This window comes from Streptosporangium sp. G12 (genome assembly GCF_052983175.1).
On the sequence record NZ_JBRIQO010000030.1, the window covers coordinates 84,838 to 105,712 of the forward strand.

The 20,875-nt window shown below is 70.0% G+C and carries 18 protein-coding genes, 1 tRNA gene and 2 pseudogenes; 11 read left to right on the forward strand and 10 right to left on the reverse strand.

Annotated elements, in window-relative coordinates; all coding sequences use genetic code 11:
* Positions 1 to 3: 3 nt before the first annotated feature.
* Both ACVCAG_RS37195 and ACVCAG_RS37200 read right to left on the reverse strand, forming a co-directional pair.
* Positions 4 to 1,095, reverse strand: coding sequence for a hypothetical protein (locus ACVCAG_RS37195; protein ID WP_440086954.1), 1,092 nt, complete (start codon positions 1,093 to 1,095; stop codon positions 4 to 6).
* Positions 1,092 to 1,586 carry a SigE family RNA polymerase sigma factor gene (locus tag ACVCAG_RS37200; RefSeq protein ID WP_440086955.1) on the reverse strand — a complete coding sequence of 165 codons (495 nt, stop codon included), beginning with the start codon at positions 1,584 to 1,586 and terminating at the stop codon, positions 1,092 to 1,094. The genes ACVCAG_RS37195 and ACVCAG_RS37200 overlap by 4 nt, the downstream gene beginning before the upstream one ends.
* Before the next feature lie 253 nt (positions 1,587 to 1,839).
* On the opposite strand from ACVCAG_RS37200, the gene ACVCAG_RS37205 reads away from it, so the two are divergent.
* The 10 genes and pseudogenes from ACVCAG_RS37205 (at position 1,840) to ACVCAG_RS37250 (ending at position 12,182) form a co-directional block, all read left to right on the forward strand.
* Positions 1,840 to 2,619 (forward strand): transposase family protein, encoded by a 780-nt coding sequence (locus ACVCAG_RS37205; protein WP_447191269.1) that lies wholly within the window; start codon positions 1,840 to 1,842, stop codon positions 2,617 to 2,619.
* A gap of 156 nt (positions 2,620 to 2,775) precedes the next feature.
* A pseudogene (locus tag ACVCAG_RS37210) lies at positions 2,776 to 3,557 on the forward strand (transposase family protein).
* Positions 3,558 to 3,783: 226 nt separating this feature from the next.
* Entirely contained in the window at positions 3,784 to 4,824 is a 1,041-nt protein-coding gene (locus ACVCAG_RS37215) for a hypothetical protein (protein WP_440086957.1), read from the forward strand.
* Positions 4,825 to 4,992, forward strand: a pseudogene (locus tag ACVCAG_RS37220) (IS5/IS1182 family transposase); the annotation flags it as partial.
* 549 nt (positions 4,993 to 5,541) lie between these two features.
* Positions 5,542 to 5,614, forward strand: a tRNA-Leu gene (locus ACVCAG_RS37225).
* Between the two features lie 652 nt (positions 5,615 to 6,266).
* The gene (locus ACVCAG_RS37230; RefSeq protein WP_440086958.1) at positions 6,267 to 7,463 is read left to right on the forward strand and encodes a histidine kinase; all 1,197 of its coding nucleotides are present in this window, start codon (positions 6,267 to 6,269) and stop codon (positions 7,461 to 7,463) included.
* A 23-nt stretch (positions 7,464 to 7,486) separates the two neighbouring features.
* Positions 7,487 to 8,152 (forward strand): response regulator, encoded by a 666-nt coding sequence (locus ACVCAG_RS37235; protein ID WP_440086986.1) that lies wholly within the window; start codon positions 7,487 to 7,489, stop codon positions 8,150 to 8,152.
* Between the two features lie 9 nt (positions 8,153 to 8,161).
* Complete coding sequence (locus tag ACVCAG_RS37240; protein ID WP_440086959.1) at positions 8,162 to 8,722, forward strand: DUF1707 SHOCT-like domain-containing protein; 561 nt, start codon at positions 8,162 to 8,164, stop codon at positions 8,720 to 8,722.
* A 171-nt stretch (positions 8,723 to 8,893) separates the two neighbouring features.
* Positions 8,894 to 9,664 (forward strand): ATP-binding cassette domain-containing protein, encoded by a 771-nt coding sequence (locus ACVCAG_RS37245; protein ID WP_440086961.1) that lies wholly within the window; start codon positions 8,894 to 8,896, stop codon positions 9,662 to 9,664.
* A gap of 1 nt (position 9,665) precedes the next feature.
* Positions 9,666 to 12,182, forward strand: a complete 2,517-nt coding sequence (locus tag ACVCAG_RS37250) for an FtsX-like permease family protein (RefSeq protein ID WP_440086962.1) — start codon at positions 9,666 to 9,668, stop codon at positions 12,180 to 12,182.
* Between the two features lie 141 nt (positions 12,183 to 12,323).
* Here ACVCAG_RS37250 and ACVCAG_RS37255 read toward each other — a convergent pair whose 3' ends face one another.
* Together ACVCAG_RS37255 and ACVCAG_RS37260 are read right to left on the reverse strand one after the other, a co-directional pair.
* Positions 12,324 to 12,593 carry a hypothetical protein gene (locus tag ACVCAG_RS37255; protein WP_344919251.1) on the reverse strand — a complete coding sequence of 90 codons (270 nt, stop codon included), beginning with the start codon at positions 12,591 to 12,593 and terminating at the stop codon, positions 12,324 to 12,326.
* A gap of 94 nt (positions 12,594 to 12,687) precedes the next feature.
* Positions 12,688 to 13,443 carry a toxin glutamine deamidase domain-containing protein gene (locus ACVCAG_RS37260; RefSeq protein WP_440086963.1) on the reverse strand — a complete coding sequence of 252 codons (756 nt, stop codon included), beginning with the start codon at positions 13,441 to 13,443 and terminating at the stop codon, positions 12,688 to 12,690.
* A 327-nt stretch (positions 13,444 to 13,770) separates the two neighbouring features.
* Between ACVCAG_RS37260 and ACVCAG_RS37265 the strand changes: the two genes are divergently transcribed.
* On the forward strand, positions 13,771 to 14,595 hold the full coding sequence (locus ACVCAG_RS37265) for an SAM-dependent methyltransferase (RefSeq protein WP_440086964.1): 825 nt from the start codon (positions 13,771 to 13,773) through the stop codon (positions 14,593 to 14,595).
* A gap of 150 nt (positions 14,596 to 14,745) precedes the next feature.
* On the opposite strand, the gene ACVCAG_RS37270 is transcribed toward ACVCAG_RS37265, so the two are convergent.
* The 6 genes from ACVCAG_RS37270 to ACVCAG_RS37295 all read right to left on the reverse strand — a co-directional run bounded on the left by ACVCAG_RS37270 (position 14,746) and on the right by ACVCAG_RS37295 (position 20,679).
* Positions 14,746 to 16,437 (reverse strand): molybdopterin-dependent oxidoreductase, encoded by a 1,692-nt coding sequence (locus tag ACVCAG_RS37270; RefSeq protein ID WP_440086965.1) that lies wholly within the window; start codon positions 16,435 to 16,437, stop codon positions 14,746 to 14,748.
* A gap of 124 nt (positions 16,438 to 16,561) precedes the next feature.
* A complete protein-coding gene (gene rdgB / locus ACVCAG_RS37275) occupies positions 16,562 to 17,245 on the reverse strand; it encodes an RdgB/HAM1 family non-canonical purine NTP pyrophosphatase (protein ID WP_440086966.1) in 684 nt (227 codons plus the stop codon).
* Positions 17,242 to 17,958, reverse strand: coding sequence for a ribonuclease PH (gene rph / locus ACVCAG_RS37280; RefSeq protein WP_440086967.1), 717 nt, complete (start codon positions 17,956 to 17,958; stop codon positions 17,242 to 17,244). Before rph ends, rdgB begins: the two co-directional genes overlap by 4 nt.
* 5 nt (positions 17,959 to 17,963) lie before the next feature.
* A complete protein-coding gene (locus ACVCAG_RS37285) occupies positions 17,964 to 18,716 on the reverse strand; it encodes an MBL fold metallo-hydrolase (RefSeq protein WP_440086968.1) in 753 nt (250 codons plus the stop codon).
* 120 nt (positions 18,717 to 18,836) lie between these two features.
* On the reverse strand, positions 18,837 to 19,658 hold the full coding sequence (gene murI / locus ACVCAG_RS37290; RefSeq protein WP_440086969.1) for a glutamate racemase: 822 nt from the start codon (positions 19,656 to 19,658) through the stop codon (positions 18,837 to 18,839).
* A 229-nt stretch (positions 19,659 to 19,887) separates the two neighbouring features.
* Complete coding sequence (locus ACVCAG_RS37295) at positions 19,888 to 20,679, reverse strand: acyl-CoA thioesterase domain-containing protein (protein ID WP_440086970.1); 792 nt, start codon at positions 20,677 to 20,679, stop codon at positions 19,888 to 19,890.
* Between the last annotated feature and the right edge of the window lie 196 nt (positions 20,680 to 20,875).

Consider the following 20,875-nt stretch of genomic DNA (forward strand, 5'->3'; position numbering starts at 1 on the left):
CGGTCAGCGCACCAGGCCCGGTACCACCTTCACCCCGTCCTCGCGGAGCGTGAACAGTTCCCTGCTTTTGCCCGTCCGTATGTCCACCGCGTAAACCACCGATGGCCTGTCCGGTGATTCCGGTGCGGCCAGCGTGGTCACCTCCGTGGTGTTCAGCCAGCCACCGAGCCGTAAGGGGTAGAGCCCTTCTGAGATGCCGGATATCGGGATGCGGGTTTCCCGGCCGCCGCTTACCGCGTCGAAAACGACGATTGAGCCGTCCCGCCGCACCATCGGCTGCCGGTCCCGATCGACGGTCTGCCCCAGCCGGGCGAGCGTCCGCCCGTCAGACGCGAGAGCGCTGTAGTCGTACGTGAAGTCCCGGATGGTGATCGGGTCATGGCCGAGCACCCACACTTGGCTGGTCATGTCGTACGGCTTGGCGAGCACGACGGGTCCAGACCCGTCCGACACGCTCACCGGCCACCACCCGCGCTTGAGGTCGGTCACCGTCCCCCGCTGCACGTCCACCAGCTTGTTCGGCTTTCGCCGCCCGCCCCACCCCGACACGACGAACCGCAGCCCGCCGGGAGACAGCCGCAGGGCGTACTCAACCGCGAAGTCCTCTGCGGGCTGCTTCAGCGGCGCCTTCCACGTCCTGCCGCTCGCCAGGTCGCGCACCACGATCGCGCGATGTTCCGAGCTGTAGTAGGCGATCCTGCGGCCGTCCGCCGTGACCTCCAGCGGCCCCTTCTCGAACGCCTCGGCCAGCTCGTAGGTGTCGCCCCCGCCGGTCACGATCCGCCAGGCGCGCCTGGCGCACGGATCTCCGGTCATCGGGCAGCTCTGCCTGTACGCCTGCTCGACCGGCCCGACCCCCTTGGCGGGCAGCGGGAGCACCGTCGTTTCTGGCGGGGTAAGCACCACCGGGGGGGCAAGGTGCATCTGCGGGAGCAGCGTGGCGCCACCGCCCGCGATCAGGCAGGTCACGGCGGCGGCCGCCATGACCAGGCGGGTCGTGCGCCTCCTGCGCGCCCCCCGCACCGCCCGGGCCGCCAGGTCGACGGCGGGCGCCTGCTCGGCCAGCGCGTGCAGGTCCTCACGTAGTGTGTTCACCGGTACACCTCCTGAGGGGTGATCGCGCGCAGTTTCGACAGCGCGTAGTGCGTCTGGCTCTTGACGGTGCCGATCGAGACGCCCATGAGCTGCGCGGTCTCGTGCTCGGAGCGGTCCTCGTAGAAGCGCAGCACGATCACCGCCCGCTGCTTCGGAGTGAGCTGGGCCAGCGTGTGCAGCAGGGCCAGGCGGCGCACGGTCGCCTCGTCGTGCGGTTGCCGGGACTCGGCGAGTTCCGGCGCTTCGGCTCCGAGGAGCTCGACGTGCTTGCGCCGGCGCCAGGAGATGCTCTGGTTCACCAGGGCCTTGCGGGCGTAGGCCTCGGGGTTGCCGCCTTTGGCGAGCTTGGTCCAGTGGGAGGCGAGGCGGGTGAGGACTGTCTGCAACAGGTCCTCGGCGAGGTGGGGGTTCCCGGTGAGCAGGTACGCCGTCCGCATCAGCGATTGCTGGCGAGCGTGCACGAACTCGTGGAACCCCTCGTAGCGGTCCATGTAGAGAAATAACTCCGCCGAAGGGCTTCAGGTTGGAACGTCAGCGTAACGACGGGCACGCGAGCCGGTCGGCTATGAGGTGATCGCGGTTGTCTTCGCCGGTGGGACGGGGCACTGAGTCTTTTTCATCCCCTGGCAGCGGACTGCTGGACACAGCATGATCGAAAGACCGGTGTTCGCCTAACGACATAGAAAAACCCCTGGTAGACGGGTTGATCACCACAACCATCACCGTCACAACCAGGGGTTTCGGATGCTGTTCTATCGTGCTGCCGTCGATGTGTCGCGTTCAACGCTGAACTACGTCGCCGGCCTGATCCGCCGGCACCGCAAGGCGATCGGGTCGGCCTGGCGGCGGCTCAACCCCGGACAACAGGCCCTGCTGGTACTGGTCTACCTGCGCAAGGGCGAGACGTTCGTCGAACTCGGCGCGGGGTTCGCAGTGTCGACGGCGACCGCGTGGCGATATGTGCAGGAGACGGTGGCGTTGCTGTCGGCGCGCTCGCCCGAGCTCGGCCAGGCGCTGCGCAAGGCCCAGCGGAACGGGCTGCACTACCTGGTGCTGGACGGCACGCTGATCCGCACCGACCGCATCAAGGCCGATCGACCGTACTTCTCCGGCAAGCACCGCGTGCATGGAATGAACGTCCAGGTCATCGCCTCGCCGGACGGGACGATCCTGTGGACCTCTGGAGCCCTGCCGGGCACGGCGCATGATCTGAGCGCCGCCCGCATCTGGGGCATCCTGCGTGCGCTGGAGCAGGCCGGAATCATCACCCTGGCCGACAAGGCGTATCAGGGAGCCGAGGGCCCGGTCGCCACGCCGTACAAGGGCAAGAACAAGCCCGCGTCACAGAAACAGGCCAACCGCTCCCCCGCCAAGCTCCGCGGACCCGGCGAACGCGCCAACGCCCAGCTGAAGAGCTGGAAAATCCTCCGGAAACTACGCTGCAGCCCCGCCAAGGCCGGCCACCTGTGCAAGGCCATCGCCGTCCTTCAAAACCACCGCGTCGCACAGGCCGCCAGAGGATGAAAAAGGTTCCCTGACACATGGCGAGGAAGACGGAGCCCTTTTCATCGTGATCATACTGGTCACGGTGGGCGTCGGGGACCCAGAGATCGATGAGGGCGAGGCTCCAGGTAAGACAGCAGTCGGTCAAGATCCGATGCCCCGACCGGGAGTCTCGCCGTGCTGTCTTACCCCGCCACGATCCCGCTGTCCAGCCGAACCCTGAACCACCTTGCCGAGCGCATCCGCAACCACCGCCACCAGCGTCGATCCCGGTGGCGGCGCCTCGACCCCGGCCGACAGGCCCTGCTCACCCTCGCTCACCTGCGCAACGGCGACACCTACACGCGCCTGGCAGCCGGGTTCGGCATCGGCGTCGCCACCGCCTGACGCTACGTCCGTGAAGCCGTCGACCTGCTCGCCGCAGCCGCGGACGACCTGGCCACCGTCATGGACCGTATCCTCAAGCTGGCGTACGCGATCCTCGACGGCACACTGATCCCGATCGACCGTGTAGCCGACCAGAAGCCCTACTACTCCGGAAAACATAAGCGGCACGGCATGAACGTGCAGGTCATCGCGGACGCAGTAGGTCGCCTGGTCTGGGCCTCGCCAGCGCTGCCCGGCGCCACCCACGACCTCAGCGCCGCCCGCGTCACGGCATCATCGACGCGCTGACCAGCGCCGACGTGATGACCTTCGCAGACAAGGGCTACCAGGCAGCCGGTGGGAGCGTGCGCACGCCGTTCAAGCGCCACCGGTACCGGCCGAAACTGTCCCGCCGGCAGAAGGCCGTCAACCGCGCACACGCCCGCGTCCGGGCTCGCGGCGAACGGGCCATCGCCACGCTCAAGACATGGAAGATCCTGGCCAAGCTGCGCTGTTGCCCCCACCGCACGACCGCGGTCGTGCAGGCCGTCCTCGTCCTGCACCGCGTCGAGACCAGCCGCTACTCAGGATGAAGACGGCTCAGTGATTCCTTGGCGGCGCTGTTCGAGGTGAACCGGCCCCTGCTCGCGGCAACGTACCGGATGCCGGGGCTCACAAAGTAAGGCCGAAGACCCGATGCAAGAAGCTGGTCAAAGCGGGCGATTTCAGGTCAGCTGCACCATCCGACGAGTGTGAAAGCATGCGACGATGCCAAACGATGCTCTTCACGGCGGTCCCGTCCAGGTCGCTGCCCGTCTCGTGGCCACTGCCGCAGCCCCGCTCGACCCCGCATCGGCGGACGCCCCCCAGGTGCTGCACTGGCCCGGGCGCAGGCTGCTGGTGCAGCGCGGGGACACCGAGCTGGCCGTCCGCGACCTGGACGGGGAGGGGACAGAGGTCCGCTTCCCCGCGCCCTGGCCTCGCCGGTACGGCTCGGTGACAGTCTCGCCCACGGGTGATGTTGCCGTGTTCGCCGGCGTGCACGCGTTGCGAGCCGTGGATTCGACCGGTGCCGTGCGGTGGGAGATCCGGCATGGTTGTTGGTCCCCCGCCGGGTGCACCGGGGCCCATGCCTCGTTCTCCGAGTACGCCGACGACTACCACCACGGCCACGCGGACGTCGGCTCGGCGGCAATCTCCGCGGACGGCAAGCTCCTGTGGGCACACGTCCGCAACCGCGAGGGGCGCGACGTCAACGAGGAATGGCTGATCCTCGACCCCGCCGACGGCACGGTACTGACCCGGGCCGACACGATGACCGTGGGATCGGGCTCCCTCCACTTCCCCCATCCGAACCCGGCCTACATGGGGCTGACGGTCGGCGAGGGCGAGGAGAACTCGCCCGTGTTGTGGGGACACTGGGACGGCGCGAACCTCACCGTCCAGCGGTTCATCGAGGAGGTCCTCCTCGCCGTGAGTCCGTCCGGGAAGCACTTCCTGACCACGGACCTGGGGCAGTGGACCCTCTACCTGCACCGGGCGGAGGATGGCATCGAACTGCGGCATCTGGACGCCGACGAAGCCGTGCCCTTTCCCGCAAGCTCGGACGACGACCGCGTTCGGTGGGACTACGAGGCGGCGGCGTTCCCCTACGACGACACCGCCGTGGTCGGCACCGAGGACTCCGCGGAGGACCCCCGCCACTGGTTTGTCGACCCGCACACGATGGCCCTGCGCGGCCGGATCGCCTACCCCTTCCCTGTCTCGGGACCTCCCCGATCGGCGGGGCAGGGCGCCTGGTACACGGTCTCCAAGGACCAGACCACTCTCCACCTGTGGAACCTGCCGCACCGGGAATGAGTCAAAGGCCTCCACGCCACGGCCCTGGCACTCGGCGAACGCACCGCCGCCACGCTCAAGACATGGGAGATCCTGGCCAAGCTGCGCTGCTGCCCACGCCGCGCGACCGCGATCGTGCAGGTCGTCCTCGTCCTGCACGTCACCGAGACCGCCCGTCAGCCAGGATGAAAATGGCTCAATCCTTTTTTCGCCATTTAATACGACGTGAGCATGCCCCAAGAATTGTCAGTCCCATTGCCTGGGCTTGGGGCGTGCCCATCAAATACAAATACACCCCAGAAATGCCGGCGGAGGCCGCAGCCGACTCCCTCAGCATCGCCGACGTCCTCCGCCGCCTCGACATCACCATCGCGGGCGGCAATTACACCCACGTCAGCCGCCGGCTGAAGCGCTTCGGAATCGACACATCGCACTTCCTCGGCCAAGCGCCTCGGCGAGGACAGTCCTCGCCGAGGCGACGCGGCCCGGAACAGGTCCTGACCGTACGACCAGAGAGTAGCTCTCGCCCACATCCGAGGCAGCTCAGGCGCAGCATGATCGCGATCGGGGTGCCGTACCGCTGCACGGGATGTAGGATCGGGAACGTCTGGCAGGGCCAGGCATTGATACTGCACGTTGACCACATCAATGGCAACTGGCTGGACAATAGAAAAGAAAATCTGCGCTTTCTCTGCCCGAACTGCCATTCACAGACAGAGAATTTCGCAGGAAAATCAAGGGGCCGTAGTCCAACGGCAGAGACACACGGTTTAGGTCCGTGACAGTTCGGGTTCGAATCCCGACGGCCCTACAAAAAATTCAATCAAAATCATACGGTCGATATAATATTCATAGACACCGGCGTAACGATATCGGCCCAGGATTCATTCTTCATAGAATACTGTCGAAGCGAAAAACGCTTCGCGTCGAGATCCGCGGTCATACGCAGGGCCATTCAGTTGCTACGCGAGTCCGTCCTCGGAGAGGAGCGCGCCGCCGCGTCCGTCGAGACCGGTGACACGGGTTCGCCTGGCCGCGCCGTGCGGGGCGACTCCGGCGAGTCGCCCGCGTAGGGTCCGGCCTCGTCCGGAATGGCGCGATGTCCACCCCTGGACGGGAAAACCTCCGGGAATCCGCGCGGGTGAGCGGGTGAGGTCACCGAAACATCCGAGCGAGCGGGCAGCGCTGTCCGGCGTGGCGGCTATCCGGCGTGGTGCGGGAGAAACGTCAGGTCGCGCGGTCCGTCCTCGGGGCCGCGCGACCCGGCGTCGTTGTGATCGATCACCACAAACTATCTCCCTTTACTCACCCCAGAGGGCGCTCCCGGAAACCATGGTGCCCCAGATACCGTAAAGGCCGCGTAAGCCGTGCCATATGTGCGGCTCGATGTGCGACCTGAGTCGTACACCGGACTCCCCCTTGAGGGGGAAGGGCGCTGATCTGCGCATACGTATCGTGGTGATGTGTTCGGCAGACTACGCGCCTGGAGCGGGCGCCATCCCAGGATCACGGACTCCCTGTGGCTGGCTCCGTTCCTGCTGGTCTCGCTGCTCAACGTCTGGACCGTCGGGATCGACCTGGCGGCCTGGGGGGCGGAGAGGCTTGGGCCGTGGGGGTTCGCGGGGCTGACGCTGCTGTTGTTCGTGCCGCTGTTCTGGCTGCGCGAGCGTCCCGTCGCGGTCTTCGCGATCATCTCGCTGGCCTCCTTCCTCCAGTGGCTTCTCGGGGTGCAACCCCTGGTCTTCAACATCTCCGTGCTCGTCGCCATGTACGGCGTGGCGTCGCGGCGCCCGCTGCGCTGGGCGGTGGGGGCGGGTCTGGTGGTGGAGCTGGGGTTGTTCCTGGTGTTCGGGCGGGTGCCTCAGGGCCTTGACCCGAGTGCGTTCGCCACGGCCTCGGCGTTCGCGGTCGCGGTCTGGATGGCGGGGATCTACGCGAACACCCGCCGCCGTTACCTGGAGGGTCTGGAGGAGCGGGCCGAGCGGGCCGAGCGGGAGCGCGATCAGCAGGCCAGGCTGGCGGCGGCGGCGGAGCGGGCCCGGATCGCCCGTGAGCTGCACGACGTGGTCGCGCACAACGTGAGTGTGATCATCGTTCAGGCCGACGGGGCGGGGTACGCGATCGACAGCGATCCCGAGCAGGCGCGCAGGGCGATGCAGGCGGTCTCGGCCACGGGCCGCAGGGCGCTGGCGGAGATGCGGCGGATGGTGGGCGTGTTGCGGGCCGACGGTGTCCAGGAGGAGTACGCTCCGCAGCCGAGCCTGTCGCAGCTGGACGGTCTGGTGGCGCAGGTGCGGGAGTCGGGGTTGCCGGTGGAGTTGCGGGTGTCCGGCGTTCCCCGGGAGCTTCCCGAGGGGGAGCAGCTCACGGTTTACCGGATCGTGCAGGAGGCCCTCACCAACACCCTCAAGCATGGCGGTCCGGACAGCAGGGCCACGGTCGAGATGGAGTACGGCGTGCGGGAGCTGCTCTTGCGGGTGACCGACGACGGTCGCGGGGCCGCGACGCCGGAGCGTGAGGGCGGGCACGGCCTGGTCGGCATGCGGGAGCGAGTCGCGCTGTTCGGCGGGAGCGTGGAGGCACGGCCCGTTCCGGGTGGCGGGTTCCGGGTGGTGGCGCGGTTGCCGATCGGCGACACCGGGGCGGGTCGGGCGGCTTGACGGAGCGCGCGGTGGGTGACCAGGTGATCCGGGTGATGCTGGTCGACGATCAGGAGTTGTTGCGCACCGGTTTCCGGATGGTTCTCGGCGCCCATCCCGGGATCGAGGTCGTCGCGGAGGCGGGTAACGGGGCGGCCGCGGTGGAGACGGTGCGGACGGTCGCCGTCGACGTGGTGCTGATGGACGTGCGGATGCCGGTCATGGACGGGGTGGAGGCGACGCGGCTGATCCGTTCTGCGGCCGGCGGGCCTCGGGTGCTGATCCTGACCACGTTCGATCTGGACGAGTACGCGTTCGCGGCGTTGAAGGCGGGTGCGTCGGGGTTCCTGCTGAAGGATGTGCCGCCCGCCGATCTGGTGAGCGCGATCCAGTCGGTGCACAGCGGGGACGCGGTGGTGGCTCCGAGCACGACGCGGCGGTTGCTGGAGCGTTTCGCGGTGCATCTTCCCTCGGCGGGGGCGGCCGAGCCCGCGGTGCTGTCCGGGTTGACCGCTCGGGAGCGGGAGGTGCTGGTGCTGGTGGCCAGGGGGTTGTCGAACATGGAGATCGCCGGTCGGCTGGAGCTGGCGGAGGCGACGGTCAAGACGCACCTGGGCCGGATACTGGCCAAGCTGAGTCTGAGGGATCGGGCACAGGTCGTCGTGTACGCCTATGAATCAGGGATCGTGACTCCGCATTCGGCCGACTAGCATGATCTCATGACGCATCCTGACGGCCGGCTTCGCGCGTCGCACGCCGACCGGGACGTGGTTATCGAGCAGCTGCGCGTGGCCGCCGGAGACGGGCGGCTCACCCTGGAGGAGCTGGAGGAGCGGATCGAGCGGACTCAGGCCGCCAGGACGTACGACGACCTGAGAGCCCTTACCGCCGACCTGCCGCGGACCGACGGGACACTCGCCGTGCCGGGCGATGTCGGCGGGGTCCTGGAGTTGCGGACGAAGAGCGGGCAGGTCCGCCAGAAGGACTACTGGGTGGTGCCCGCGCGCATCGTGGCGAGCTGCACCTCGGGCAACGTGAAGATCGACTTCACCGAGGCGGTGTGCTCGCATCGCGAGGTGCTGCTGGAGGCGACCTGCGGGATGGGCGGCATCCTGGTGATCGTGCCGCGCGGGTGGACGGTGCGGATCGAATCGGTGACGACGAACATGGGCACGATCAGCAACAAGGCCACCGACCCGGGCCGTCCGGACGCGCCGGTGCTGCGCGTCACCGGCAAGGTCGGCATGGGCAGCCTCAAGATCAAATACCCGCGAAGGTAGCGCCGCCTCGGCCGAATGGCCGAGGCCCGTGCTACGGCGGAGGTCGTGCCCGTCCTTCTCCGGACCCCCTCCCCGCACCCCAAGTCAGGCCTAACGCCTGATGGATCCCTCTTTCCCCGTCAATAACGTTTGGTCCGTCATAACGCCATACGTTGTTGAAGGAGAGCTGCCGTGACCATCACCGGAGAGGTCGGCGCGTGGGACGCGCGGGGAAGCGCGGCGCCGGCCGTGACGGCCAGAGGTCTCACCAAGGTGTACGGCCGGGGGGACACCGCCGTGCACGCGCTGCGAGGGGTGGACGTCTCCTTCTCGACGGGCGCCTTCACCGCGATCATGGGCCCTTCGGGGTCGGGGAAGTCCACGCTGATGCACTGCCTGGCCGGGCTGGACACGGTGAGCGGCGGTCAGGTGCGCATCGGGGACGTGGAGCTGACAGGGCTCAACGACAGGCAGCTCACCATGCTCCGCCGCGAGCGGATCGGCTTCGTCTTCCAGGCGTTCAACCTGCTGCCGACGCTGACGGCCGAGCAGAACATCCGGCTCCCGCTGGAGATCTCCGGGCGGCTCGCCGACCCCGCGCTGTTCGACCTGGTCGTGGAGACCGTGGGCCTGCGCGACCGGCTGGGTCACCGGCCGTCGGAGCTGTCGGGCGGCCAGCAGCAGCGCGTCGCGGTCGCCCGCGCCCTGATCAGCAGGCCTCAGGTCATCTTCGCCGACGAGCCCACCGGCAACCTGGACTCGCGCAGCGGCGCCGAGGTGCTGTCCTTCCTGCGGACGTCGGTGCGCGAGCTCGACCAGACGATCGTGATGGTCACCCATGACCCGGTGGCGGCCTCGTACGCCGACCGCGTGGTCTTCCTGCGGGACGGCCTGGTGGTCAGCGAGCTGACCGGGCCGACGCCGCAGTCGGTGCTGGACACGCTGATGAAGCTGGAGGCGTGAGGTGCTGAGGACGACGCTGGCCGGGTTGCGGGCGCATCGGCTGCGACTGGTACTGACGTCGCTGGCGATCGCGCTGGGGGTGGGCTTCATCGCGGGGACGTTCGTGCTGACCGACACCATCGAGGCGGGTTTCACCCAGAGGTTCGCGGCGGCGGCCGACCGGATCGACGTCGCCGTGACCCCCCTGGCCGGGGGGAACGGCGACGAGACGCCGGCCGTCTCCGAGGCGACCCTGGAGAAGGTGCGCGCCGTGGACGGCGTGGCCGACGCCCAGGGGTTGGTGCGGGGCACGTCCGCCCTGCTCGGCAAGGACGGCAAGGCGGCCGGTGACTTCCCCACCGCGGGGATCTCCCTGCCCGAGGGCGACCTGAACCGTACCTCGATCGTGAGCGGTGCGGCCCCGAGGACCGCGACGCAGGCCGTGCTCGACGAGGACACCGCCAGGACCAGGGGCTTCAGGCTCGGTGACGTCATCGCGGTGCTCGACACGAAGAACGTCCGGCACGAGTTCACGCTGGTGGGCCTGTTCGACATCGGCCTGGACCAGGAGCTCGGATACTTCGGCGCGGTCGGCTACACCACGGACACGGCCAGGAAGATGACCGGGCAGAAGGGGTACCGGGAGGTCGACGTCGCCGCCGCCGAGGGCGTCACCCAGGAGGCGCTGCGCGGCTCGGTCGCCGCGGCCGTGGGCGCGGGTCACGAGGTCAGGACCGGTGAGCGGTACGCGGCGGACCTGGCCAGGTCCAACGGCGCCAACGGCGACTTCCTGATGCTGGGCCTGCTGCTGTTCGGCGTGGTGGCGATGTTCGTGGCCGCGCTGGTCATCTACAACACCTTCAACATCCTGGTGGCCCAGCGGACCCGCGAGATGGCGCTGCTGCGGTGCATCGGGGCGACGCGCGGGCAGGTCTTCGGGTCGATCGTGCTGGAGTCGGCCGTGGTCGGCCTGCTGTCGTCGGTGCTCGGCCTGCTGCTCGGCTACGGCCTGGGCGCGGGGGCGCTCGCCGTGCTCGCGATGTTCGACGCGCCGATGCCCTTGGACGCCGCCGTCACCCTGGCGCCGCGCACCATCGTTTTGGGCCTGGTCATCGGCCTGACGGTCACGGTCGTCGCGGCGCTGCTGCCCGCGCGGGCGGCGACGCGGGTGGCGCCGATCGCGGCGCTGCGCTCGCAGGCCGAGGAGCAGACCTTCAGGACCGGCCTGGTACGGATGATCTTCGCGGGGTTGTTCCTGGTCGCGGGCGTGGGCACCGCGGTGGCCGGGATGTCCATGAAGCCCGGCGAGACCGCCCTCGTGGTGGTCATGGCCGGTTGCTCGCTCGTCTTCCTCGCGGTGCTGGTCCTCGGGCCGGTGATCGTCAGGCCGCTGTCCGCGTTCGCGGGGTGGGTGCCCGCCAGGATCTTCGGCGTGCCCGGCAGGCTGGCCGTGGACAACTCCCGGCGCAACCCGAAGCGGTCGGCGACCACCACCGTGGCGCTCACCGTGGGCGTGACGCTCATGACGGTCATCTCCGTCGTCACCGGCACCGTGCGGGTGACGTACACCCAGCAGCTCGACGAGCAGTTCCCCTTCGACTACATGGTGCAGACCCAGGAGCGCGACTCGGGCCTGCCCCGCGCGATCGCCGAGAACCTCCGGACCAGTCCCGAGCTGGCCTCGGTCATCGCCTTCCGCGAGACCACCGCCAGGCTCGCGACCGGGACCGCGAAGTACGACGTGGGGACCTTCACCCCGGCCCCGGGCTTCAACCCGCCGCTCGACGCGGGCTCGCTCGACCGGCTCGGGCCGGGGACCGCGCTCGTCGCCGAGCGCGTCGCCGAACGGCTCAAGCTGGGGGTCGGCGACCGGATCACCGTACGGACGGCGAAGGCGGGCGCGGTCGGCCTGACGATCGTGGGTCTCTCCGACATCGACGCGAGCCTCGCCAGCCTGACGGTGCCGGAGCGGGACTTCGACCGCTACTTCGGTGAGGTCGGCGACAACCGGGTGATGATCAAGCATCGGGACGGCGTGAACCCGGACCGGGCGCTCGCGGCGGTCGAGGCGGCGACGGAGCCTTACCCGACGGCGAAGGTCGCCAGCTCGACGGCGATGCGGGGTCAGTTCGACGAGGCGCTCGACATGATGCTGATGATCATCACGGGGCTGCTCGGCCTGGCGGTGCTCATCTCCCTGCTGGGCATCGCCAACACGCTCTCCCTGTCGGTCCACGAGCGCACCCGCGAGTCCGCGCTGCTGCGGGCGCTCGGCCTGACCCGGCCCCAGCTGCGGCGGATGCTCTCGGTCGAGGCGCTGGTCCTGGGCCTCATCGGCGCGCTGGTCGGCGTGGTGCTGGGCGTCGCGTTCGGCTGGGCCGCCGCGCAGACGATGACCGACAACGTCATCTTCCAGCTGCCGGTGCCGCAGATCCTGTCGTTCGTGGTCCTGTCCGGCCTGGCCGGGGTGGTCGCCGCGGTCCTGCCCGCCCGGCGCGCGGCCCGCGCCTCGGTCGTCGGCGCGCTCGCGAGCGGCTGACCCCGGCCGGGCCCCGCCCCGCAGCGGGACCGGGAGGGGCGAGCGGCTCGCATCCCGGACCGGAGGGGCCGGGTGGCACCGCACCCGGCCCGCCGGGGCCCGGCCCGACCGCACCCGGGCCGGGCCGGCCGGGACGTCTCGCTATCGGGGGCGGCGTCCCGGCCACTGCTCGGCCACGGTCTCGGGGTTGAGCAGCGGCCGGATGACGATCTCGCCGGTGGCTCTGTCGATGACCACGCACCCGGAGCCGACGGTGTCGGGCAGCACGCTGGGATCGTCGGACTCGGGCTCGTTCGACCAGGCGACATAGCCCTCGTTGAAGGCGTAGATCCTGATCTCGACGGCGGAGCCGGGGCCGCGGACCCCGTTGAAGTACTCCTCCGCCACCGCCCTCGCCTGGTCCGGGTTCACCCTGTTCTCCTCGTCTCGCTCGTCTTGCTCGTCTCGCGGAAACCCGTCAGCGCGGGGGAGGGCGCCGGGATCGGGAAAGGCACCGGGGAAGGCGTCACAGCCGCCGCCCCTCCCTGTCGATCACGACGCAGAACACGCCGGTCACCGACTCGTACGGCGGCTCCACCGCCATGTGACCCCGCTGCGCGTCGATCCAGATCACCTCGCCGTCGAAGTTCACCGCGTTCCACGCGTGGCTGCCCCCGGCCGGCCAGCGGTTGATGATGACCGCGGAGGAGCCGTGCCCCCCGGCCAGCAGCGCCTGCGCGATCGGGAGGTAGGAGTGACGGCCCTGCCCGACGTACTGGAAACGCTGCCCCAGCCACCGCTCCGCCCTGGCCACTCCCCCGGCCTCGCCGCTGAGCAGCGGCTTGCCCACCCGGTCGTACTCGGGCCTGCGCGGCGCGGCCACCGCGGGGGTGCCGTACCAGGTGGAGAGCACCGACAGGGCGCAGTCGATCGCGTTGGTCGCCCGGAACGGGTCGTCCGCCGGGCCCGTCCCGTTGATCAGCCTGATCCACATGCCGCGCGGGTCGGGGAAGCGGCGCGGGGTGCCCTGCTCGGTGAGGGGGACGGCCCGCAGCATGTCCTCCTCGGTCTGCGGATCGGGCCTGGCCAACCCGCCCGCCACCCCGTACGGCCTGCACTGGTCCAGCCGCGCCGGACCCCAGCGCATCCGCTCCCGCTCCCGCTCGCGCGGCGCCGGTGCCACGACCGGCACCTGGACCTCCAGCTCGAAGTCCCGCCACCGCTGCCCGTCCACCGTCACCACGGGGTTGTAGACCCCCGCGGGCAAACTCCACTCGTTCACGGCTCCCCCGTCACCATCCCCTGGGAGCCAGATAGTAGGGCGGCCCTCTCCGCGACAGGGAAGAGTTGACCATTTACAGCCCGGCGACCGCCCTGGGACGGGGCGGCGGAGAAGCCGCCGCATGACGGGGACAGTGGTTTGGGGCCGTTCAGCGGTACGGGCCTCGCACTGGGCGGAAGGTCAAAAACGCGGGAATCTGGCTCAGATCTTCCCCCTTTCTCCTGATATTCAGGGTTATTATCTGCCCAGTTCCCCGCGATCAAGCGGGGCCCCGATCGGAACGAAGGTGGCGAGGTGTCCGAGCGCGGCGAGGATGGGGACGGGGCGATGCCGAACAAGGGTCGGCTTCCCGCGGAGATCGACACGACGAAGCCCAGCATCGCGAGGGTCTACGACTGGTTTCTGGGCGGGAAGGACAATTTCGCCATCGACCGGCAGGTCGCCGAGGCGGCCCTGAAGATCTCCCCGGGAGCCCAGGAGGCCGGGCAGCAGAACCGGGCCTTCCTGCAGCGGGTCGTGCACCACATGGTGGCCGAGGCGGGGATCAGGCAGTTCATCGACATCGGATCGGGCCTGCCCACTCAGGGCAACGTGCACCAGGTGGCGCAGGAGGTCGATCCGGCGGCCCGGGTGGTCTACGTGGACAACGACCCCATGGTGCTGGTCCACGGGCGGGCGCTGCTCGCCGCCGACAACAGCACGACGGTCATCCAGGCGGACGCACGCGACCCGCGGTCGATCCTGGAGAACGCCCAGGTCAAGGAGTTCATCGACTTCAGCGAGCCGGTGGGGCTGCTGATGCTGAGCATCCTGCACCATCTGAACGACCACGACGATCCCGCGGGGGTGGCGGCCACGCTGCGCGCCCCGCTGGTGTCCGGCAGCTTCGTGGCGATCTCGCACTTCTGCAATCCCGGCGAGGTGCACCCGGCGGCGTCCCAGCAGGCCACGACGATCGAGAAGCTCTTCAACGAGAACCTCGGCACCGGCCGCTGGCGCACCATGGACGAGATCACGGAGTACTTCGGCGACTTCGAGCTGGTCGAACCGGGCCTCGTCCCGCTCCCCGAGTGGCGTGACGAGCCGAGCTTCTTCGTCAAGAACGCCCTTCTGTACCACACCTACTACGGCGGCCTGGCCCGCAAGCCCTAGACGAACCTCGGCCAAGCGCCGATCCGCGGCACGGCCGCGCCGTTCACCCGGGACGGCCGCCAGGTCCGCCGGCGGCCGTCCCGCACAGGCGGGAACACGATTCCCCCGCATCGGTCGCAGACCGCGCGGGGGACGAAATCACGGCCCGGGTCAGGCGACCTCGACGGTGATGGTGTGCCAGCCGGTGGCGCCGTCCGGGGCGATGGGGACGCGGTCGCCGGTCTGGGTGTAACCGGTGGCGTCGGTGGCGCGGACCTCGATGGTGTGGCTGCCGGGGGTTGCGTCCCAGTCGTCGAGGACCCACTGGCGCCAGGTGTCGGCGGTGGGGGCCTCGGCGAGGCGCGCCCGGCGCCACTGGCCCCGGTCGACGCGGACCTCTACCGCGTCCACGCCCTTGTGCTGGGCCCAGGCGACGCCCGCGACGACGGTCTTCCCCGCCGGGACGGTCGCGCCGTCCCTGGGCAGGTCGATGCGCGACTCGGTCTTGATCGGGCCCTTGGCCGACCACCCCCTGGGCGTCCAGTAGGCCTCGTCCTGGTCGAAACGGGTGACCTTGATGTCGGTGACCCACTTGGTGGCCGAGACGTAGCCGTAGAGGCCGGGGACGACCTGGCGGACCGGGAAGCCGTGGTCCACGGGGAGCGGCCTGCCGTTCATGCCGAAGGCCAGCAGGGCGTCGCGGCCGTCCATGACGACGTCGACCGGGGTTCCGGCGGTCCAGCCGTCGGCGGAGGTGCTGAGCAGCATGTCCGCGTCCTTCCGGACCCCCGCGTCGCGCAGCACCCCGGCCAGGCTGACGCCCAGCCAGCGGGCGTTGCCGATGTAGGGGCCGCCGACCTCGTTGGAGACGCAGCACAGCGTGACGTCGGCCTCGACCACGGCGCGTTTCATCAGGTCGGCGAAGGTGAGCTCCACGGGCCTGTCGACCATGCCGTGGATGGTGAGGGTCCAGTCGCGCGGGTCGACCTGGGGAACCACCAGGGCGGTGTCGACCCGGTAGAAGTCGTTGTTGGGGGTGACGAACGGCGACAGTCCCTTGATCCTCAGGTCGACCCCGGCGGGCAGCGCGGGGAGGGGTTTCACGGGCGGGGGCAGCGTGACGGAGCCGCGCGCCGCGCTCACCTCGGCCCGCCCCGAGAACGCGCGCCCGGCCAGTCCCGCCACCCCGGCGAGGGCCACGCCGCCGACCGCGCCGGTCAGCAGGCCCCGGCGGTCGAAGGCGCGCAGGTCGTTCCCCGCCCGCATGACGGACGGCGTCGACGGCTCGAGGTGCTCCCCTGCCTCCGGCGGGGACTCGGGCGTGACCGGTCGCAGTTGTGCCGGCCCGGTGCCGAGCGCGGCCCCCGCCGCACCCACGGCACCGGACACACCTCCATACGAGACGGCCGGGTCATCGGCGGGTACGAGGGCCCGGCGGACGAGCCATCGCAGGGCGAGCATGGCGGCGCCGACCCCGGCCAGCGTCGGGACGACGTCCATCGGCCCGGAGCCGGGACGGGTCAGCACGGCGGCGACGCCGATGAGGCCGAACACGGCCAGCCCCGCCGTCCCGTACCGGAGGTCGCGGACGGCGGCCCTTCCCAGCGCGGCGGCGACGGCGGCCAGGATCAGCAGGATCCCGGCGAGCAACACGGTCTTGTCGCTCTCGCCGAAGGTGCGGATCGCCCATTCCTTCAGCGGGGCCGGGGTGAGGTCGACAACGGAGTTGCCGACCGCGACGACAGGGAAGGCCGCGGGTTTCACCAGACCTGCGGCGAACAGTGACACCCCCACCGCGACCGCACCGGACACCAGGCCGATCAGCGCCGAGGCCCAGAGGGGCATGCGCCTGTTGCTCTGCATGACCCCGACGCTACGCCCATACGGGACCGCAGGTTCTTACGCGCCGATTACAGGCACCGTCCCGCGCCGGTCACGGGCGCCCTCCGGCCACCCGCGGGCACCGTCCGGCGATCCACCGGCGTCCTCAGGCGATCACTTCGGCGATGATCGGGGCCAGCGCGCGGAAGGCGCGGCCCCGGTGGCTGATGGCGTCCTTCTCCACCGCGGACAGCTCGGCGGTGGTCCGGGTCTCGCCCTCGGGGACGAGGATCGGGTCGTAGCCGAAACCGCCGCTGCCGCGCGGAGCGTCGATGATCACACCGTGCAGCGCTCCCTCGGTCACCCGTTCCTCCCCCGACGGGAGTGCCAGCGCCGCCGCGCACGCGAAGTGCGCGCCCCGGTGCCCCTCGGGCACGTCGGAGACCTGCGCGAGCAGCAGGTCGAGGTTGGCCCGGTCGTCGCCGTGCCTTCCCGACCAGCGGGCGGAGAAGATGCCGGGCATCCCGTTCAGGGCGTCGACGCAGAGGCCGGAGTCGTCGGCGATCGCGGGCAGGCCGGACTGCTGGGCGACCGCGTGCGCCTTGAGCAGGGCGTTCTCCGCGAAGGTCAGGCCGGTCTCGGCGACGTCGCCGATCTCGGGGAACTCCTCGAGCCCGACGATCTCCACCGGGATCGAGGCGTCGGCCAGGATCCGGCGCAGCTCGGCGATCTTCCCGGCGTTCCGGGTGGCGAGGACCACGCGTGCCCGGTTCGCACCGGACCCGGCCTGGCCGGTCTCGTTCGCACCGGACCCGGCCGTTCCGGTCTCGTTCGCACCGGACCCGCTCATGCCAGTGCCTCCCGCTGGAGCCGGGTGAGCTCGGCGCACCCGGCCGCGCCCAGGTCGAGCAGCTCGCCGAGGGCGGCGCGGTTGAACGGCTTGCCCTCGGCGGTGCCCTGGACCTCGACGAACTCGCCGGAGCCGGTCATCACCACGTTCATGTCCGTCTCGGCGGCGACGTCCTCGGTGTAGCAGAGGTCGAGCAACGCCGTGGAGCCGACGACGCCGACGGAGACGGCCGCGACCGAGTCGATCAACGGGTCTCCGCCGCACATCTTGCGCTTGCGCATCCACGCGACCGCGTCGACCAGTGCCACGTACGCCCCGGTGATGGCGGCGGTGCGGGTGCCGCCGTCGGCCTGGAGCACGTCGCAGTCGATGACGATCGAGTTCTCGCCCAGCGTCTTGTAGTCGACGCAGGCGCGCAGGGAGCGGCCGATCAGGCGGGAGATCTCGTGCGTACGGCCGCCGATCTTGCCGCGGACCGACTCGCGGTCGTTGCGGGTGTTCGTGGCGCGGGGCAGCATGGCGTACTCGGCCGTGATCCAGCCCTGACCGCTGCCCCGGCGCCAGCGCGGCACGCTGTCCTGCACGGAGGCGGCACAGAGCACCTTGGTGCCGCCGAACTCGACGAGCACCGAACCCTCGGCGTGCGCGAGCCAGTCGCGGGTGATGGTGACGGGGCGGAGTTGATCGGGAGAACGTCCATCTGCGCGAGCCATGAAACTCACCCTAGGTCATACCGGACCCCGCTCCGTGCGAGTTCCATGCGCCCGCCGAACCCGCCGCGGGAGGCGTCCTCCAGGACGCGGTCGCGGTCGTTCCAGGGCACCAGATGGGTGAGTACCAGGGTGTCCACGTCCGCCTTGGCCGCGTGCTCGGCCGCCTGGCGGCCGTTCAGGTGCAGACCGGCGGGCAGGCCCGGCTTGTCGATGTGTGACGCCTCGCACAGGAGCACGTCGACACCCGAGGCGAGCTTGACCAGTTCGGCGCTCTCACCGGTGTCGCCGGAGTAGGCCACCGAGCGCCCGCCGTGCGAGACCCTGAACCCGTAGGTCTCCACGGGGTGGTTCACCAGCGCGGCCGTCACCTCGAACGGGCCGACCTCGAACGTTCCCGGCGTCAGGCCCACGAAGTCGAAGGCCGTGTCGAGCGGCGGCTCGTCCGGCATCGCGTAGGCGGAGTTCAGCCGCCTGCGCGCGTCGGCGGGCGCGTACACCGGTATCCGGGGCAGCGGGCCCTGCGGAGAATAGGTGCGGACCACGTGGTACGGGCACATGTCGAGGCAGTGGTCGGCGTGCAGGTGCGACAGGCATATCGCGTCCACGTCGTACAGGCCTATGTACTTCTGGAGCGCGCCGAGCGCGCCGTTCCCGAAGTCGAGCAGCATGCGGAACCCCTCCGCCTCCAGCAGATAGCAGGAGGAAGGGCTGTCAGGCCCGGGGAAACTCCCCGAGCATCCAATGATCGTCAATTTCACGGCGGCCTCCTACGGTTACTGTGCGGCGCCGCGTGTCACGGCGCGGGCGCCGGTGGCCGGTATCCGCCCCCCTTCGTCCGCCACTCCCGGCTGCTCCCCCTACGGAGCGCCTGAGCACCGTCACACGCGATGCCCGTTGTGCGGGACATCCCCTACTACCGCCACTTCGACCGCCTGGATCTCCGGCCCGAGGAACCGTCGTCCGAGGTCGGCGAAGAGGCCCGCGTCACCGGTGGCGCGGAAACGGTGCCTGGGCGCGCCCCCTACGGCGGCCAGGCTCCGGTCGTGCAGGACGCGGTAGACGTCCTTGGCCGTCTCGTCGGCGCTGGACACCAGCGTGACGCCGTCTCCCACCACATAGGAGATCGGCCCGGCGAGGAGCGGGTAGTGCGTACACCCCAGAATCAGCGTGTCGCACCGGTCGGCGAGCACCGGCGCCAGGTATTCGCGGATGACGTCGATGAGTTCGTCGCTCATCGTCTCCCCCCGCTCGACGAACTCCACCAGGCGCGGCGCCGCCACCCCGGTCAGCCGGACGTCGGGAGCCGCGGCGAACGCGTCCTGGTACGCCATCGACGCGATCGTGGCCCTGGTCCCGATCACCCCGACCCTGCCGTTGCGGGTGGCCCGCACGGCACGGCGCGTCGCGGGCTGGATCACCTCGACGACCGGGACGTCGTAGCGCTCCCGGGCGTCGCGGAGCACGGCCGCGCTGGCACTGTTGCACGCGATCACCAGCATCTTGACGTCGTGCTCGACGAGGTGGTCCATCACCTCCAGCGCGTAGGCGCGGACCTGCGCGATGCTCTTGGGGCCGTACGGCTGCCTCGCCGTGTCCGCCACATAGAAGATCGACTCGTTGGGCAACTGGTCGATGATCGCCCGGGCCACCGTGAGACCACCGACACCACTGTCAAAGATTCCAATGCTCGCTTGCGACACAGTTCCCAAGGCTAGGCGACCTGGGACGGCCGATCACGGTAAGAATCCTCACAACGCCGATTACCAGCTCAGCCATGTATTTTTCGTAACATCCCGGCGCACGAGGTCCTGCCGGGGACCACGGCGCCGCACGAGGTCCCGCCAGTCCTACGGCCCCGCACGAAGCCCTGCCGAGCCCCGCGGCGCCGCACGGACGCCAGGGGTCGTCCGTGGGACGCGACCCGGGACGTCAGCCCCGCCCGACGCGGGCCAGCTGGCGGGACTGGGCGACCAGGCGTCCGGTGGAGTCCCAGACCTCGACGTCCTCGTCGAACCAGCCGTCGCTGATCAGACGGCCTCCGGCGATGAGGGTGAGCCAGCCGGGGGCCGGCAGGGCGCGCAGGTGCCAGGTGAGGTCGACCGTGGGCGCCCAGCCGCGCTCTCCGGCGGAGAAGACCACCGGCGGGAGGGCGTCCACGGCCAGCGCCAGCACGTACGGGTCGGGGTCCTGCGGCTCGGCCAGCCGGAAGTAGGCGCGGGCCTCGGGCCTGCCGGTGGGCCTGCCGTCGAGCCAGCCGATGGTGGGAGGGTCGAAGACCAGCTCCATCTGGGCGTTGAGCGTCATGTTCGACTCGGCCTTGGGAGCGGGCAGCGAGACGCACCGCTCGATCGGCGGCATCGCCACCGAGGGCTCGTCCGTCCAGTCGGGCGCGGCGTCACCGAGGGTCGCGGTCGTGACGAGCCCCTCGATGAAGGACGTGCCGTCCTGGACCAGGGTCGCCCGGGTCATCGTGGCGGTGCGGCCGGTCTTGACCTGCTCCAGGCGCACCTGCGCGGGACCGGGCCTGGCCGCACGCAGGAACTGGACACCCGTGGTCACCGGATGCTCGTGGGGAGAGGCGTCCACGACCGCGCGCAGCAGCACGGCCATCAGGTAACCGCCGTTGAGGGGGCCGCCGATCGAGTATCCGGTGTCGAGGCACACGTCGTAGGTGGTCTCGTCCACCCTGATGGCCGCTGTCGCCTCGTCGAACTTCGTCATTCACGCTCCCGAACCTTGTTCTAGAAAGGCCACTTTACCCATTCCGTACGACCTTCGCCTCCCCCGGCCCCGGACGGCCCGCCCGCCGGAGCCGGACCGGCCCCGAGCCAGGGAGCCGAAACCGGCCGGGACATCGGAGTCCATGGGAAGCACAGGGGGCGGAGGGGCGGAAGAAACAGCAGCGACCTGCGGGAAT

Bases quoted from the DNA above. Each gene is read 5' to 3' on its own strand.
- ACVCAG_RS37200 (WP_440086955.1), bottom strand. From the start codon at position 1,586: ATGGACCGCTACGAGGGGTTCCACGAGTTCGTGCACGCTCGCCAGCAA.
- ACVCAG_RS37205 (WP_447191269.1), top strand. From the start codon at position 1,840: ATGCTGTTCTATCGTGCTGCCGTCGATGTGTCGCGTTCAACGCTGAAC.
- ACVCAG_RS37240 (WP_440086959.1), top strand. From the start codon at position 8,162: ATGACGCATCCTGACGGCCGGCTTCGCGCGTCGCACGCCGACCGGGAC.
- ACVCAG_RS37265 (WP_440086964.1), top strand. From the start codon at position 13,771: ATGCCGAACAAGGGTCGGCTTCCCGCGGAGATCGACACGACGAAGCCC.
- ACVCAG_RS37270 (WP_440086965.1), bottom strand. From the start codon at position 16,437: ATGCAGAGCAACAGGCGCATGCCCCTCTGGGCCTCGGCGCTGATCGGC.
- rdgB (WP_440086966.1), bottom strand. From the start codon at position 17,245: ATGAGCGGGTCCGGTGCGAACGAGACCGGAACGGCCGGGTCCGGTGCG.
- rph (WP_440086967.1), bottom strand. From the start codon at position 17,958: ATGGCTCGCGCAGATGGACGTTCTCCCGATCAACTCCGCCCCGTCACC.
- ACVCAG_RS37295 (WP_440086970.1), bottom strand. From the start codon at position 20,679: ATGACGAAGTTCGACGAGGCGACAGCGGCCATCAGGGTGGACGAGACC.